This window comes from Acinetobacter sp. FY683, from assembly GCF_059515885.1.
On the sequence record NZ_JCAKNA010000001.1, the window covers coordinates 1 to 15047 of the forward strand.

Annotated in this window: 16 protein-coding genes; 11 read left to right on the plus strand and 5 right to left on the minus strand. The window is 36.2% G+C overall.

Going from position 1 to position 15047, the window contains the following annotated elements; translation table 11 throughout:
• Positions 1-52: 52 nt before the first annotated feature.
• Complete coding sequence (locus AC5YDH_RS00005) at positions 53-985, minus strand: IS5 family transposase (protein ID WP_496116183.1); 933 nt, start codon at positions 983-985, stop codon at positions 53-55.
• Between the two features lie 107 nt (positions 986-1092).
• Here AC5YDH_RS00005 and AC5YDH_RS00010 point away from each other — a divergent pair, with 107 nt between their 5' ends.
• The 5 genes from AC5YDH_RS00010 to AC5YDH_RS00030 all read left to right on the plus strand — a co-directional run bounded on the left by AC5YDH_RS00010 (position 1093) and on the right by AC5YDH_RS00030 (position 5842).
• Positions 1093-1887, plus strand: a complete 795-nt coding sequence (locus AC5YDH_RS00010; RefSeq protein WP_496116184.1) for a fimbrial protein — start codon at positions 1093-1095, stop codon at positions 1885-1887.
• Between the two features lie 66 nt (positions 1888-1953).
• Positions 1954-2370 carry a PH domain-containing protein gene (locus AC5YDH_RS00015; protein ID WP_496116185.1) on the plus strand — a complete coding sequence of 139 codons (417 nt, stop codon included), beginning with the start codon at positions 1954-1956 and terminating at the stop codon, positions 2368-2370.
• A 158-nt stretch (positions 2371-2528) separates the two neighbouring features.
• Entirely contained in the window at positions 2529-4328 is a 1800-nt protein-coding gene (gene uvrC, locus AC5YDH_RS00020; protein ID WP_496116186.1) for an excinuclease ABC subunit UvrC, read from the plus strand.
• A 144-nt stretch (positions 4329-4472) separates the two neighbouring features.
• On the plus strand, positions 4473-5060 hold the full coding sequence (gene pgsA, locus AC5YDH_RS00025) for a CDP-diacylglycerol--glycerol-3-phosphate 3-phosphatidyltransferase (protein ID WP_496116187.1): 588 nt from the start codon (positions 4473-4475) through the stop codon (positions 5058-5060).
• A gap of 155 nt (positions 5061-5215) precedes the next feature.
• A complete protein-coding gene (locus tag AC5YDH_RS00030) occupies positions 5216-5842 on the plus strand; it encodes an alpha-ketoglutarate-dependent dioxygenase AlkB family protein (protein WP_496116188.1) in 627 nt (208 codons plus the stop codon).
• Positions 5843-5897: 55 nt separating this feature from the next.
• On the opposite strand, the gene AC5YDH_RS00035 is transcribed toward AC5YDH_RS00030, so the two are convergent.
• Positions 5898-6680: an IclR family transcriptional regulator gene (locus AC5YDH_RS00035; RefSeq protein ID WP_496116189.1), complete on the minus strand. Its 783-nt coding sequence runs from the start codon at positions 6678-6680 to the stop codon at positions 5898-5900.
• Positions 6681-7126: 446 nt separating this feature from the next.
• On the opposite strand from AC5YDH_RS00035, the gene AC5YDH_RS00040 reads away from it, so the two are divergent.
• From AC5YDH_RS00040 to AC5YDH_RS00050, 3 genes are read left to right on the plus strand one after another with little or no spacing between them, the layout of a single operon-like run.
• Positions 7127-9208: an FUSC family protein gene (locus AC5YDH_RS00040; protein WP_496116190.1), complete on the plus strand. Its 2082-nt coding sequence runs from the start codon at positions 7127-7129 to the stop codon at positions 9206-9208.
• Between the two features lie 2 nt (positions 9209-9210).
• A complete protein-coding gene (locus tag AC5YDH_RS00045; protein WP_496116191.1) occupies positions 9211-9417 on the plus strand; it encodes a DUF1656 domain-containing protein in 207 nt (68 codons plus the stop codon).
• 37 nt (positions 9418-9454) lie between these two features.
• Complete coding sequence (locus AC5YDH_RS00050) at positions 9455-10462, plus strand: HlyD family secretion protein (protein ID WP_496116192.1); 1008 nt, start codon at positions 9455-9457, stop codon at positions 10460-10462.
• 81 nt (positions 10463-10543) lie between these two features.
• Here AC5YDH_RS00050 and ruvX read toward each other — a convergent pair whose 3' ends face one another.
• The 3 genes from ruvX to recN all read right to left on the minus strand — a co-directional run bounded on the left by ruvX (position 10544) and on the right by recN (position 13297).
• A complete protein-coding gene (ruvX, locus tag AC5YDH_RS00055; RefSeq protein ID WP_496116193.1) occupies positions 10544-10987 on the minus strand; it encodes a Holliday junction resolvase RuvX in 444 nt (147 codons plus the stop codon).
• Positions 10980-11534 carry a YqgE/AlgH family protein gene (locus AC5YDH_RS00060; RefSeq protein WP_496116194.1) on the minus strand — a complete coding sequence of 185 codons (555 nt, stop codon included), beginning with the start codon at positions 11532-11534 and terminating at the stop codon, positions 10980-10982. Before AC5YDH_RS00060 ends, ruvX begins: the two co-directional genes overlap by 8 nt.
• A gap of 101 nt (positions 11535-11635) precedes the next feature.
• Positions 11636-13297, minus strand: a complete 1662-nt coding sequence (recN, locus tag AC5YDH_RS00065; RefSeq protein WP_496116195.1) for a DNA repair protein RecN — start codon at positions 13295-13297, stop codon at positions 11636-11638.
• A 291-nt stretch (positions 13298-13588) separates the two neighbouring features.
• On the opposite strand from recN, the gene AC5YDH_RS00070 reads away from it, so the two are divergent.
• The 3 genes from AC5YDH_RS00070 (at position 13589) to rlmB (ending at position 15034) form a co-directional block, all read left to right on the plus strand.
• Positions 13589-13783: a hypothetical protein gene (locus AC5YDH_RS00070; RefSeq protein ID WP_496116196.1), complete on the plus strand. Its 195-nt coding sequence runs from the start codon at positions 13589-13591 to the stop codon at positions 13781-13783.
• A 44-nt stretch (positions 13784-13827) separates the two neighbouring features.
• The gene (gene ppnP / locus AC5YDH_RS00075) at positions 13828-14151 is read left to right on the plus strand and encodes a pyrimidine/purine nucleoside phosphorylase (protein ID WP_154772002.1); all 324 of its coding nucleotides are present in this window, start codon (positions 13828-13830) and stop codon (positions 14149-14151) included.
• Between the two features lie 133 nt (positions 14152-14284).
• Positions 14285-15034 carry a 23S rRNA (guanosine(2251)-2'-O)-methyltransferase RlmB gene (gene rlmB, locus AC5YDH_RS00080; protein WP_496116197.1) on the plus strand — a complete coding sequence of 250 codons (750 nt, stop codon included), beginning with the start codon at positions 14285-14287 and terminating at the stop codon, positions 15032-15034.
• The last annotated feature ends 13 nt before the right edge of the window (positions 15035-15047 follow it).

The following is a 15047-nucleotide window of genomic DNA, read 5'->3' on the forward strand; positions in this document are numbered from 1 at the left end:
GGCTTTGTTGCATAAAGGCTTGAAAGGCTGAGCTCCCCTAGGTGAGCCAAATTTAAGAGACAACTTGGGTATGAGGACGACCTAATTCTGTGAATTTATTCAAGACTGCCATGCGTGCGTGGATCTCATTCACCTGACTAGGAAAACTCCTTGCTGTTAATTTATCGCCTAATAATTTGATGCAATGCATCTTCGTTTCAACCAAACTCCGACGGTGATAACCAGACCACTTTTTCCAAAGCGATCTACCTAGACGTTTGACTGTCTTTAATAACTCGTTCCGCTCGATAGACCTCGCTTGCTGATCTTTCCAAGGCTTTGCATTTTTCCTCGGTGGAATGATCGCATGTGCATCTCGATCTAAAATGACTTGTCGGCAATGCTTTGTGTCATAAGCACCATCTGTATAAACAGAATCAATTTTCTCATCCAAGGGAATTTGAGAAAGTAAATCTTCAAGTACTTGAGAATCACCAACATCATTTGTAGTGAGCTGTACAGCACGTATTTGAAGAGTTTTAGCATCTATAGCAATATGCAGCTTACGCCATTGACGACGATATTCAGCCCCATGTTTCTTGCATTTCCATTCACCTTCACCTAGAAACTTCAAACCAGTAGAGTCTACGAGTAGATGCAGACCATCACTACTTTTTTCATAGCTAATCGCAATATCAATATGTTTTTGTCTTCTGCAAAGCGTAGTGTAATCCGGCGCTGTCCAATCTAATCCAGAGAGTTTAATCAGACTTTGAACAAAACCTGTGACCATACGTAAAGAGAGTCGAAATAGAGATTTGATCATTAAGCAGCATTGAATCGCTGTATCGGAGTAGGTCTGATTTCGACCTTGCTTGCCTTGTGATTGTGCATACCACTGGGTCTTTGGATCAAACCAAATGGAAATATTACCCCGGTTGATTAAGGCTCGATTATAGGATGACCAATTGGTTGTACGATAGATTTTAGGGGCAGGTTTATTCATTTTGAAATTATATTGCTGAATAAGCCTTCCATGCTAGGTTTGTGCAACAAAGCCGTTATGCAGCTATTTACAGTTGCACTAATGATCGAAGAATATTAAAAGCTAGAATGACTTTATCTACACCAGTGAGTGTTCCTACTGGTCAAAATGCTTATCAATTACCAAATAACCCCAACTTGGCTGTTGCTGTAAGAGTAGCAGATACAGGTGGGGCTTTGGCTAATATTAGTACAATACCTTATAATGTGATTAATTATGCAGGACCAACAAATGGAATTAAAATTGAAGTAACAACGTACTTAAAAAAGGGTTACTCATCACAGGATTTTATAACAATAACTTCACAGCCTATTGCAGAACTTTACTTAACGGATACTTCAGGTAATGATCTAAATGTAGCACGGTTTACAATATATTATACAGTTAGCTCTGGTAATATTACTCTTGTTGAATACACATGCAGTTTAAGGTCTAGTACATATTCTGTTGCATTAGAAAATGTTTCTATGCGTTATTTACCCGCTGTGGGTCAAGATTCAACTCTAACTCCAAAAAATTTAGATTTAACAATTGATTGCCCTTATTTACAAGATGGAAAAAACCGAGAAATTAAAGCTTATATTACAGATGGTTTATACCCAATAAATTCAACCAGTATTTTAAGAAATAAAGAAGGTGTAGGTTTTGCGACTGGTGTTGGTGTACGTTTAAGAAACACGGTGGGCAATATCATTAATTTAGACCCAAATGAATCAAAAGCATTGAATAAATGGACATTTTCGAATATTGGAACGAGCCAAGTTATTTCACATCAGCTAAAAGTAAATTACGCACGAACAGCCAATCAAGTTACAGCGGGAAATGTAGAAGCAAAAGCATTACTGAATATTGTTTACGATTAAGTATATAGGTGGGTGTGTTTAAATCCTGAATTTGCATTAGAATGAAATGTAATTAGGGGGAAATATATGCAAAAATTTAGATCAAAAAAAGAATGGTGGGTATTGGCTTTTGTTATTTGTATGACTGGTTTAATTGTTCAGTTATTAGTTACTATGTATGCCAAAGGAAATATTTCGGCTTATCCAGTTCATGCGGTCACTTATATGCTAACTGTAGTTATTTTATGGTGGCCAATATTTAATACACGCTATGTTGTAGATGAAGAATATTTAATTATTCATAGTATGTTTTTAAAATGGAAAATTAAGAAATCAGATATTCAGAGTATTTCGGTAACAAATAATTCGGTTGCATCACCTGCATTATCGTTAGATCGCTTGAAAGTCGATTATATAAAAGATGGAAAATCAAAATTTGTATTGGTATCTCCTAAAGCCAAAACAGCATTTTTAACAGCTTTAGGTTTAAGTCTACAAAGTTAATTTATGTCATTTGATGCTTCATATTAAAAAAGAGATTTTATAGGTCTCTTTTTTATTGTTTAAGATACTTATGTTTGTATTAAAAAGAAGTTACTTGAAAAATAGATGAAAATCATCACATCATATTGTCGAAAATTAGATAGAAATTAAGGCGCAGAGTGAACGAAAACGCACGAGAAAATATTGAAAAAATTCTAGCGAATATGACAAGTTTGCCTGGTGTTTACCGTATGCTCGGTAAAGATGGCGAGTTGCTATATGTCGGAAAAGCCAAGAATTTAAAAAATCGTGTAGCAAGTTATTTTGTCAAAACAATAGAGCATCCGAAAACTCAAGCCTTAGTCGCTCGTATTTATGATATTGAAACGCTAATAGTTCGCTCTGAAACTGAAGCCTTATTGCTTGAACAAAACCTTATTAAACTACATCGTCCGTCATACAATATTATGTTGCGAGATGACAAGTCATACATCTATATTTTTATTTCGGCAGATAAGCCATATCCAAGAATTGCAAGTGGTCGAGGGAAGGGTAAGCATCAAGTTGGAAAGTTTTTTGGACCTTATCCGAGTGCTTATAATGCACGAGATACATTGGTTGTTTTACAAAAACTATTTAATGTTCGCCAATGTGAAAATAGCTATTTTTCACAGCGTAAACGACCGTGTTTGCAGTATCAAATTAAGCGTTGTTCTGCGCCATGTGTGGGGCTTATTTCTCCAGAAGCTTATCAAGATGATATTAATAATTCGATTCGCTTTTTACAAGGTGATACTAAAGAGTTAAACCAAGAACTCATTACAAAAATGGAAGCCGCAGCAGAAGCATTGGAATTTGAAAAAGCTGTTTTTTACCGTGATCGTATGGCGCTACTTCGTGATGTACAGGCACAACAAGCCATTTATAAAGTAAAGGGCGAGGCAGATATTATTGCCATTGCTTATCATGCAGGGGTAACCTGTGTGCAAATTATGCATGTACGTAATGGTAAAATGCTAGGTGGAAAAAGCTATTTCCCAGATATGCAAGGTGATGATTTAGGGCAAATGCTCTCTGACTTTTTAGCGAACTTTTATTTCCAAGTTGCGGATGAAGTTCCTGCGGAACTTATTGTAAATACCGAAGTTCCAGATAGAAAAGAACTTGAAGATGCATTTCATCAACATTTCGAAAAGAAAGTTCATATTAAGCACAATGTACGTGAAACACGTGCGGAGTGGCTTGAGCTTGCGGAAATGAATGTGCAGCACGCAATTAAAGGAAAACTTGCGAATCACTTTGAATTAAATGAACGTTTTCATCAGCTTGAACAAGTGCTAGGTAGACCTATCGACAGCATAGAATGCTTTGATATTTCACATACGATGGGTGAAGCGACAATTGCATCTTGTGTAGTATTTGATAGTGGTGGTGCTCGAAAACGAGATTATCGTCAATTTTCAATTAATGATATTACCGAAGGCGATGATTATGCAGCAATGCGGCAAGCTTTAACACGTCGTTATAAAAAGGCGATGTTGCCTGATTTACTACTGATTGATGGTGGTAAAGGGCAGTTGCATATGGCAATGGAGGTGATGCAGGACTTAGGCTTAGATGCATTTATGGTGGGTGTGTCTAAGGGAGAAGGGCGTAAACCTGGATTGGAAACTTTACACTTTACTGATGGTGAAAAAATTCAATTGCCTGAAGATCACAAGGCACTTCATTTAATTCAACAAGTTCGAGATGAAGCCCATCGTTTTGCAATTACTAAGCACAGAGCCAAACGAGATAAAAAGCGTGGTTCATCTATACTTGAAGTAATTCCAGGGCTTGGACCAAAGCGTCGTCGTGATTTACTTACGCATTTTGGCGGAATTCAAGGGGTATTGAAAGCATCCGAAAAAGAGCTGACTTTAGTCCCAGGGTTAGGGGGTGTCATGGCACGCACAATTTATAAAATTTTGCATGAGTAGAGCATTAAACGGAGGTGGCTTGAAAAAGTTTTCTTCGTGACACTGTTGGTGATTTCGTATAAAGTGAGCGCTATTAACAATGGATAAAACCTTAACATTTATGTGAATGAAAATTCATATAAAGAGGAAAAATTGGCGGTATCTATGACCACAGGTCGAATCCTAAATATTCCAAATATATTAACTTTAGCGCGTATTGCTCTAATACCTGTATTTTTATTGGTGGCGTATTGGCCACCTGCAATAGGTGTAAATGAGCATGTCGGTGGTATGACTCGTCACTTAATTCTTACTGCTATTTTTGTTGTTGCTGCGGTAACTGATTGGTTTGATGGCTATTTAGCGAGAACCTTAAATCAGACTTCTGCATTTGGTCGTTTTTTAGATCCTGTTGCAGATAAATTAATGGTGGCAGCTGCTTTAATTGTTCTTGTGCAATGGCAACCGTCTATTTCTATGGCATTTGCTGCAATTGTGATTATTTCACGTGAAATTACAGTATCTGCATTACGTGAATGGATGGCAGAACTTGGTGCACGTACAAATGTTGCGGTATCGACTGTTGGTAAATATAAAACTGCATTTCAAATGATTGCAATTTCAGTATTTCTACTGAACTGGCCGCCTTTAGAAATGTTAGCTTATGCCTTGTTATATACTGCTGTAGTATTAACTTTATGGTCAATGTTTATTTATTTAAAAGCTGCGTGGCCGTATTTGAAACAACCTTAATTGCTATGTTATATACAAAAAAAGCTCCGATTATGGGAGCTTTTTTATTGTTGTATTTATTGATAAATGAGATTTTCAACAAATTACGATGATATTTTGATTTATGAAGAATGGATAAGTTAAGCTCAATAAAAACAATTTGAAATAACATAATTATGAACTTTGAATTATTTGAACCTGAACAACAAGATAATATTTTACCTTGCGATGGCGTGGTGAGAGATTTTGGTTTGGTTGTAAATACGGAGCAAAGTGAAAAATATCTACAATACTTTTTACAGCATTTAGCTTGGCAACATGATGAAGTTTATTTGCATGATCAATATTTCAAGACAGATCGTAAAGTTGCTTGGTATGGAGATGAAGATTTCCAATATCATTATTCGGGGACTTTAAAACAAGCATTGATTTGGAATGCTGGATTATTTCGGTTGAAACAACATATTGAAACACTGGTCGGGCATTCTTTTAATTCTTGTTTGGCAAATTTATATGAAAATGGTATGCAAGGTATGAGTTGGCATAGTGATAATGAAGAGTCTTTATCACCTAAAACAGCAGAAGAAACAGTTATTGCATCTTTGAGTTTTGGAGCAACACGTAAGTTTAGTTTTAAGCATAAATTTAAAGAGCATAAAGCAGATATATTGTTACAGAGTGGGCAGCTTATTGTGATGCGTGGGCAAACGCAACATTACTGGAAACATGCTCTAATTAAGTCGACTAGAATATTAGAACCTAGAGTTAATTTAACTTTTCGATATTTTTATCCTAAAAAATAGATGTCATCAAAAAGCCCACTTAAATGTGGGCTTTTTTAAAGTTTAAATCGTTTATTTATAGTCTTTGAGTTTCAGATGTATTGGTCAAGCTTGCGAATTTTTTTTCAATTAACGCGGCATTTTCCTGCAAAATTGTAATAAGTTTTTCAATATTCACAAACTCAAAACGATTTTTTGAAGCTAATAATGTCAAAGCAAGAGGTGGCTCTTTACTTGAAAATTTAACAGGAACAGAAACACCTGAAATGTTGGGGTCAACTTCACCGTTTGAGAAGTAGTAACCTTGTTTCTTAATTTTTTTCATCTTATTTAAAAAGCTTTCTTGATCATGTGCAAAATCAACCTGAGCTAGTTCTTTAGAAAAGCGTTGGTAGTAATCTAAAATTGCTTGTTTAGGTAAATGTGCAATCATCACTTTTGCAGAGGAACCCATATAAACAGGGCGAGGACAGCCACGACCATAAGATAAAAACATCGTATTTTTAAAAATTTCATCATGTAAATCGATACATGAGTCATGGTTGAGATGTGTTAATAAGCATGAAAATTCAGTTCTTTCTACAATTTCCCGCATAAAAGGCATGCTAATTTGTATTAAGGGATCTGTGGTACGAGAAATATAGTCAAGTACGGCAATCTTTGAACCTAAGGTGTAGTCGCCCGATGTACCACTGAGTCTTTGCAATAATTCTGTAGATACGAGTTCTTTTAAGTAACGATAACTTGTTGGTTTAGATAAGCCCAGTTCTTCACTAATGATATCTACATTAATGATAGGGCGAGATAATGAAAATAGATCTAAAACTGTAAGAATTTTACCGAAACTAGAAAGCGCCATAGTTGCCTGCTTGGTTGAAATAAGAGGTTATCTGAACAAGGGTTACTATATAACAAAAATATAGTGAACAAGTATTGCTTTTATAAGTTGAACAAATTTAGTTATTTGAAATAAATTCAAGTATAAGAAATCATTTCAATTTATAAGATAAAAGAAAGTAGAAAATAGTACATATTATCGCAATAAGATATTTATCTTGACAAAAATACTTATATTTGAAAAAATTCAAACGAAAATATCTAATGATGAATAAGTAATCAGATTGTTTTGATTTAATAAATTCTATTTAGTTCTAATTCAATTTTTAATGTGATTTAGTTGCTTCTTATCTTCAAATAATTTTAAAGCCTTTGGTTTTACCAAGATGGTTGAACACTATGTATTTATATATGGTGCGTTGAAGTGATCTCTAAAGAAGCAATTCCCACTATGTTTAGAGAAAATCTATGTTGCTTACAAAACAGTTAATCGCATTTCGTCCAAATAAGATGGACTGGATTTTTGCGATAAAAACGTTTTTAGCAGGCATGCTTTCACTTTACGTAGCATTTTCTTTGAATTTGGCATATCCCATTTGGGCTATTGGTACGGTATTTGTTATTGCCAATCCATATTCGGGTATGACTTCCTCTAAAAGTCTTTATCGTGTTTTAGGTACTTTATTAGGTGCTGTTGTTGCAGTTGTTGTTACGCCTATTCTAATTAATACTCCGTGGTTATTTACTTTCTTTTTAGCCTTTTGGGTTGGTTTTTGTCTCTATATTTCACTTTTAGATCGAACCCCACGTAGCTATGTATGTATGTTGGCAGGCTATACGACCGTTATTATTAGCTACAATATTATTTATAACATCGATACCAGTTCTGTATTTGATATGGCTGTGGGGCGGTTCTTAGAGATTACCGTTGGTGTAGTATGTAGTGCGATTGTGACAACGACTATTTTTCCAATGCATATTGGACCTGCTGTAAAAACTCGTGTGTCGAAAGCGCTTTTAGATACAAAACAACTTTTTGAAAAAATATTAATAGATGAAAAAGAATTAGAAAATTACAGTACAGCGCTGAGCCATATTGCACGTGATATTGCCGATATTCATGTTATGGCGGTGCATTTGACGTATGAAAAATCGACATTAAAGGGAATGACCAAACCCTTACAAGAGTTATTGCATCAGCTTAGTATGTTGGTGAGTAACTTAGTTGCAATGGCAGAACGAATTAAACAATTAGATGAAATTGATACAAATTATAGACCACAGTTAGAGCTTGCGAGAAAGCATATAGTTGACTTTTTGGAAGCGAGTGGCGATTTTCCAGAGAGTGAGTTAAACACCTTACCTGCAAGCTTTGAGCAAGATTTTGCAAATATATCGGCTGTTGCAACATCATCCCAACAAGTGGTTATTCAAAGTTTTAAAATGGATATTCGCCATTTTATTCAAAATGTCCGTGCAATTAAATTAATTTGGCAACGTATACAAAAAGGGGATGCATCTTTACCCGAAAGTGTTGCACCACTTACCACAAACTATCCAAGCCTACATCGAGATCATGGTATGGCGGTTCGAGGTGGTATTTCAGCATTTTTAATTGTCCTTATTGCTACAGGTTTTTGGATTATTAGTGGTTGGAAGGCAGCATTTATGCTTGCTGAAATGGCAGCGATTAGCGCATGTATTTTGACATCCATGGATAACCCTGTACCGGCCTTAAAAATGTTTATTCGTGGCAATATTTATGCAGGTGTTTTTGTTTTTATTTATGCCTACGGTATTTTTCCGCACGTAACAGAATTTTGGCAATTAGGTCTGGTTCTTGCTCCATTTGTGATTTATTGCTTAATGATGTTTCCGCATCCACCATTAACAGGCTTGGCTTTACCTGTTTTGATGGGAACGATTATGGGGCTTAATCTGCAAAATCGTTATGTTCTAGATCAGATTTTCTTTTTTGATGCTTCCATTGGTACGGTACTTGGTCCAATTATTTCTGTTTATGTGATTCATTTGGTTCGGGCTATGTCGCCAGATATTACGGCACAACGTATTTTGGCATTGCATTACAAGGACATTAGGCAAGCTTTATATATTCCGTATGGGGTGAACTTCCGAATTCACTTACGTGGGATGTTAGATCGTATAGGTATTTTAAATACAAAAGTGGTGCAATCTGACTTGCTAAAGAAAAATATTAATTTAGCGCTTATTGAATCGAGTGCAGTCATTGATTTAACGCGTCTTCAAGAGCTCATGAACAAGCTGGATTCAGAGCCTGAAATTTGTCGAAGTTTGGCAGAATTGCAGTCTAATTTAGATGATTACTTCCGTACCAAAGAATTACATCAACCAGAAGATGACTATAGAAACGAAATATTAAACAGCATTCAAAAATTAAAATGTGAAGCTGTAAATATAGAAAATAAGGACATTTCTCAGCGGTTACAAATTTCACTCAACAATATTAAAAGCAGTTTATGTCATGCCACTTTTGATGAAACTGAACAAGCACATTTGGTTGGAGCATAAATATGGGTGAACTCAATATATATGGCGTTTATGTACCCATACTTTTAATTCAAAGCGTGTTTGCTTACGGCATTTTGCGCTTAGTAATGTTAGGTATAGACCCCTTAATAGCAAAAGGCTGGATACCTTTACCTAGTGTTTTTTATTTATGTCTTTACGTTATTTTGCTATGGCTAATCCATTGGGGTTTCATCCTGTGTTCTGTTTAAGCACACCAATATTTGAAATGAACGAGGTACAATGAAAATGGCATCTTTTGATTTGCGTAAAATCATACGACCAGTGGGTTTGTTGATTGTTGCAATTTTTGCAATATTGGCAATTACACATATTTGGAATTATTACAATGCAGAACCATGGACACGTGATGGACGTATTCGAGGTGATGTTATTCAAGTATCTTCGGATGTTTCGGGTTTAATTACTGAAGTCTTAGTACAAGACAACCAAACGGTGAAAAAAGGGCAAGTTCTTTTTAAAATAGATGTTGCACGCCAATCTCTTGATGTTGAGCAAGCAAAATCTGATTTGGCAAAAGCTAAAGCGAGTCTAGCATCGGCAGAAGCTGAGTTACTGCAAGCCAAAGCCAATGTTGTAAAATCTGAAGCCAATAGAAATTTAGCAGATAAAAATGCAAGTCGTTATGCAAACTTAATGGATGGTGCAATCTCAAAACAAGAACAAGACCAAATGTTTGCTCAAAGAGATCAATCTCATGCAGAACATGAACAAATGCAGGCATCTATTGAGCAAGCTAAAGCAAATATTGTTCAACAAAAAGCATTAATTGAAGTGGCAACAAGTAATTTGCATTTAGCACAATTAAACTTGAAGCGCTCAGAAGTTATAGCACCTGCTGACGGAACATTATCTAACTTTGAGTTAAAAGCTGGTAATTATGTGAAAGTAGGGCAAGCGGTTGCAGCTTTGCTTGATCGTGAAGAATTGTATGTAGTCGGTTATTTTGAAGAAACTAAATTGAATAAAATTTATGTGGGTGCACCAGCATCGATTCAATTAATGGGCGATTCTCATACCCTAAAAGGACATGTTCAAGGAATAGCTTCAGGTATTGAAGATAGAGAAAGAACTTCAACAACAGGTTTATTGGCAAATGTGAATCCAACTTTTAGTTGGGTACGTTTAGCACAGCGTGTTCCTGTGAAAATTGTTTTAGATGAGACTCCTAAAAATGAATTAGCATTTGTTGCTGGTCGTACTGTGACGGTTCACATTTTAGAAGATAAGAAATAAAAAGCGTTCATTTCAAATATCTATGTAAGACATAAAAAAAGCATCCGATAACGATGCTTTTTTTATGAATGAAATTTAATATTAAGGTGTTAAACCTTCAGGATTGCGATACCAACTTTCAATAAATAAAGCAGCGGCGATACTATCTGCAGAGAGTTTTTTACCACGACCTTGTGCTTGATAATGATCGAGTTCATCACGTGCTTCACGTGTTGTTAAACGTTCATCGACCATTAATGTTTCAATATTGGTTTGATGGCGTAAACGACGTGCAAATTTACGTGCGCGTGTTGAAAGTTCAGATTCAGTATCATCCATATTCAAAGGTAGGCCAACTAAAAAGAGAGTTGGTTGATACTGTTTCACAATTTTTAAAAGCTCATCCCAATTTGGAATACCATCTTTCATTGGAAATAAAGCAAGGGGGTTAGCACTTTCAATAAGAGATTGACCAACGGCCATTCCCATTTTTTGAGTACCAAAGTCGAACGCCATAATCATGTGTGGCGCAGATAAATCAGGCATGACCAATCTCGGAAGATAACCATGTACGGTCTACGCCCATTTTTTTGTAGGCAGCATCCCAACGGTCGTCATAAGGTAAGTTAAAAATTAAATCCATATCGGAGTCGCAAATGAGCCAATCACCACGTGCAATTTCTTGCTCTAATTGGTTTTTGTCCCAACTTGCATAGCCTAACGCAACTTGGTAACGACCAACACCTTCATTGTGTGCAATTGCATCTAAAATATCTTTAGAAGTAGTAATACAAACATTTTCACCAATGGCAATAGAAGAATGCCAAGTCGGTTGACCTGTATGTAAAACAAAGCCAGCTTCGGGGCGCAAAGGCCCCCCTTGTAAAACTTCGTGTGGATTTACATTATCGGCTTCAATATCAAGATCATTTAAAAGTTCTTTAATTTGAAGCCCTGAAGGGCGATTGATGATAATGCCTTGAGCACCTTCTTCATCATGACGAGCTAAATAGATGACGGTATTTGCAAAGAATTCATCATCCATATCGGGTGGAGCAATAAGACAGCGATGCATCAAATATTGTTTCGGCACCTAGGTTGCTCTCCTTATTTTATTGTTTAAACTCATTTAACTTACACGTTACAAGAGCTTTTATATTTCAACAAATCATTTTTTAAGATATTGAAACAGAATTAAGCAGATTGAAACTTTAATTGACGAAGCTGTTTTGCATGTTGCAAAGTCGTTTCATTAATTTCGATTCCACCTGTCATACGAGCGAGCTCTAGAATTCGATCATTTTCTTCTAAGTCTAGAATGGTGCTACTTGCTGGGTCGGTTTGTCGTTTTTTCACAAGTAAATGCTGATCAGATTGTGCTGCAACTTGTGCTTGATGTGTAATACATAAAATTTGCACGTGTTGTGCTAAACCTGCAAGTAAACGTCCAACAATTTCAGCTGTACCACCACTAATACCGACATCAATTTCATCGAATACTAACACTTCAGACTCTGTTTTTTCAGCATTCATGACTTGCATAACAAGAGCAATACGTGACAATTCACCACCTGATGCAACCCGAGCTAAAGGCTGAGGTGGTATGCCTTTATTAGCGGTAAAGAGCAATTGAATAAAACTTAAACCTTCGCTTGAAACCTGTTCTAAAGGCTCAAATTTAAATTCAAAATGAGCTTCAGGAAGTGCAAGTTGTTTAACCTGTTCGGTTAAGTGTTTCGCTAAAGGAAGTGATGCTTCACGACGAATATCATCTAAATGTTGTGCTTTGGCTAAAAAGTCTTGATGCGATGCTTCAACTTGTTCGGCTAAAGTTTCAGGATCTTCGAGTTGATGAAGCTGTTCTAATTCAGTTTGCCACGCATCATATTCTTCTTTTAGTGTTTCAGGCTGCGTTCTATATTTACGTGCTAAACGATGGAAAACTTCAAGTTTAGAGTTGAGCTCTTCCATACGCTCAGGATCGAAACTTTGTTTGTCGATAAAATGGCGTAGGTTTGATGTCGCATCTTCTAATTCACTTTGTGCATTTAAGAGAGATGTATATATTTCTGATAATTTATCACTACGCCCTGAATGCGATTCTAAACGTCGTAAAATAGATGCAATTTCTTGATTAATATTTTGTTCAGCATCATCTAGAGCAGTTAAACCATAACCACAATCTTGCATGATGTGTTCATGGTGACTTAAACGATCGAATTCTTGTTCAATTTCGATGTAATCCACTTGAACAAGTTCTTCGAGTTCTTCAATTTGAAGGTCAAGCGTTTCAATGCGTTGTTTGCGTGTTGCTTGAGCATCGAGTGCTGCTTGATGTTGACGTATATCTTTTTGCCACTTGCTATAGGCATCTCGCACAGCTTGAGCAGGGGCGTAAAAATTACTATAACGGTCTAACCAATGCTTAGGATACGGTGGCTCTAAAAGTTGTTGCTGGCTATGTTGGCTATAAAGTTGTACTAATAATCGACCTACTTCTTTTAATTCAGACAAGCTACTTGGTCGACCATTAATCCATGCTTTACTTCGACCTGTGGCAAAAATAACACGACGTAAAAGTATTTCACCTGATTCATCATCTAGTTCTTGTTCTTTTAACCAAAGTGCTTCTGCACTGCCGTCTGTATAGCTGAATGTTGCGGTTACATCTGCTTTTTCTGCACCATAACGCACATAATTGGTATCTGTTCTTTCGCCAAGGCATGCCGAAAGAGCATCGAGCAATAATGACTTACCCGCACCTGTTTCACCTGTCAGGACGTTGAAACCTTCTTCAATATCAATGGCTAAGTGTTCGGCTAAGGCAAAATTAATCAGAGTTAAATGTGTCAGCATAAACGCATCCAAGCTGCGGAAAGTTTTAGTAAAAAGTCGTCAAGTTTTGTTTTTGTCACAAGATCATATTAATTCTATCTTAAAATCCTACTAAAAATAATACTTCTTAGAACGAATATAGATCTTTAAAAATAAAAGAGAATTACTAGAATATACGCTATATCGTTTGTTTAAATTATATTTTTTCACAGGATTTAAACATCTCTGTGTAAAGATATTATAAATTTCACAGTCTTATCTATTTTTGAAAATTTGAACAAAATACATAATAGAGAATTTAAACGTGGAATAATGATTACTTTGCTTGTTTTACCACAGAAGGTATTTGAAACTTTAGTGGATATTGTGCAAAAAGTGATTTGTACTTATGGTGTAGTTGATTTAAAATTTTATGAAATTGGGGTGAACGAGCGCAAACAAAAGCATAAATTAAGCTTAAGTTTGAAGTACATTGGTTTACCTAAAAAAGAGATTGATTTGAATTAATAAAATCAATTCAAAATATAAAACGCGTTTTTTGGAGAATACGCATGTCAGCTCAGTTTGATCATGTATCTGTAGTAAAAAAATCGAATGTTTATTTTGATGGTTTATGCGTAAGTCATACCGTTCAATTTGAAGATGGCACAAAAAAAACGTTGGGTGTGCTTTTGCCAAGTAAGCAAGAATTAACCTTCGAAACGCATGTACCTGAACGTATGGAAATCGTTTCAGGTGAATGCCGCGTTCGCATTGCAGATAGCGAAGAAAGTGAATTATTCCGCGCAGGACAATCATTTTATGTGCCTGGCAATAGTCGCTTTAAAATTGAAGCAGATGAAGTTGTAGATTATGTTTGCCACTTGGGTGGCTAATTACTAAATCCAAAATCAAGCAAAGAAATTTTAACCTAAATCGGTTAAACTATTGCTTCAGCATAAATCCTGTAAAGTCTGCTTTGCGGGATTTTTTCTTTTTGTATTCTCAGTCAAATGTTAGAGGTCGTTCATGGCAAAAACTGAATATTTTTATGGCGTTCACTCGGTGGAGTCATTGTTAGAGCTTGAGCCAGAGCGAGTTTTAACGTTATTCGCTTTAAAAGGGCGTGATGATCAGCGTTTAAAACGTGTTTTAGAGTTGGCAGAACCTTTTGGTATTAGTGTTCAGCAAGCAAGCCGAGATAAATTGGAAAAGCTTGCAGGTCAACCATTTCATCAAGGTGTTGTTGCTGCTGTTCGTGCTCATCCAACTTTAAATGAAAAAGATCTTGAAGCACTTTTAAATGAAAAGCCTCAGGCACTTTTACTTGCGCTAGATCATATTACAGACCCGCATAATCTTGGCGCATGTATTCGTACTGCGGCTGCTATGGGTGTAGAAGCGGTGATTGCTCCGCGTGATCGTTCGGCAACATTAACACCAACAGCACGTAAAGTTGCTGCAGGTGGTGCAGACAAAGTGAAGTTCATTCAAGTGACAAATTTGGCGCGTACTTTGGGTCAAATGAAAGATGATTTTAATGTGCGTGTTGTTGGCACAATGCTTGATGAAAAAGCGTTACCTGTTCAAAAATTTGATTTCACAGGTACGGGCATTTGTATTGTAATGGGTGCAGAAGATACAGGTTTACGCCCAATTACACAGTCTCAATGTGATCAAACAGTTTATATTCCTATGGCGGGAAATTTACAAAGTTTGAATGTGAGCGTTGCAACAGGTATGGCTTTGTATGAAGCTTGTCGCCAACGTAACGTCTAGTTTATAAAAGCTG

What these genes read in the sequence shown, in the direction of transcription:
- AC5YDH_RS00005 (WP_496116183.1), bottom strand. Translation starts at nt 985, where the DNA reads ATGAATAAACCTGCCCCTAAAATCTATCGTACAACCAATTGGTCATCC.
- AC5YDH_RS00010 (WP_496116184.1), top strand. Translation starts at nt 1,093, where the DNA reads ATGACTTTATCTACACCAGTGAGTGTTCCTACTGGTCAAAATGCTTAT.
- AC5YDH_RS00015 (WP_496116185.1), top strand. Translation starts at nt 1,954, where the DNA reads ATGCAAAAATTTAGATCAAAAAAAGAATGGTGGGTATTGGCTTTTGTT.
- pgsA (WP_496116187.1), top strand. Translation starts at nt 4,473, where the DNA reads ATGACCACAGGTCGAATCCTAAATATTCCAAATATATTAACTTTAGCG.
- AC5YDH_RS00030 (WP_496116188.1), top strand. Translation starts at nt 5,216, where the DNA reads ATGAACTTTGAATTATTTGAACCTGAACAACAAGATAATATTTTACCT.
- AC5YDH_RS00035 (WP_496116189.1), bottom strand. Translation starts at nt 6,680, where the DNA reads ATGGCGCTTTCTAGTTTCGGTAAAATTCTTACAGTTTTAGATCTATTT.
- AC5YDH_RS00040 (WP_496116190.1), top strand. Translation starts at nt 7,127, where the DNA reads ATGTTGCTTACAAAACAGTTAATCGCATTTCGTCCAAATAAGATGGAC.
- AC5YDH_RS00045 (WP_496116191.1), top strand. Translation starts at nt 9,211, where the DNA reads ATGGGTGAACTCAATATATATGGCGTTTATGTACCCATACTTTTAATT.
- AC5YDH_RS00050 (WP_496116192.1), top strand. Translation starts at nt 9,455, where the DNA reads ATGGCATCTTTTGATTTGCGTAAAATCATACGACCAGTGGGTTTGTTG.
- ruvX (WP_496116193.1), bottom strand. Translation starts at nt 10,987, where the DNA reads ATGCCTGATTTATCTGCGCCACACATGATTATGGCGTTCGACTTTGGT.
- recN (WP_496116195.1), bottom strand. Translation starts at nt 13,297, where the DNA reads ATGCTGACACATTTAACTCTGATTAATTTTGCCTTAGCCGAACACTTA.
- AC5YDH_RS00070 (WP_496116196.1), top strand. Translation starts at nt 13,589, where the DNA reads ATGATTACTTTGCTTGTTTTACCACAGAAGGTATTTGAAACTTTAGTG.
- ppnP (WP_154772002.1), top strand. Translation starts at nt 13,828, where the DNA reads ATGTCAGCTCAGTTTGATCATGTATCTGTAGTAAAAAAATCGAATGTT.
- rlmB (WP_496116197.1), top strand. Translation starts at nt 14,285, where the DNA reads ATGGCAAAAACTGAATATTTTTATGGCGTTCACTCGGTGGAGTCATTG.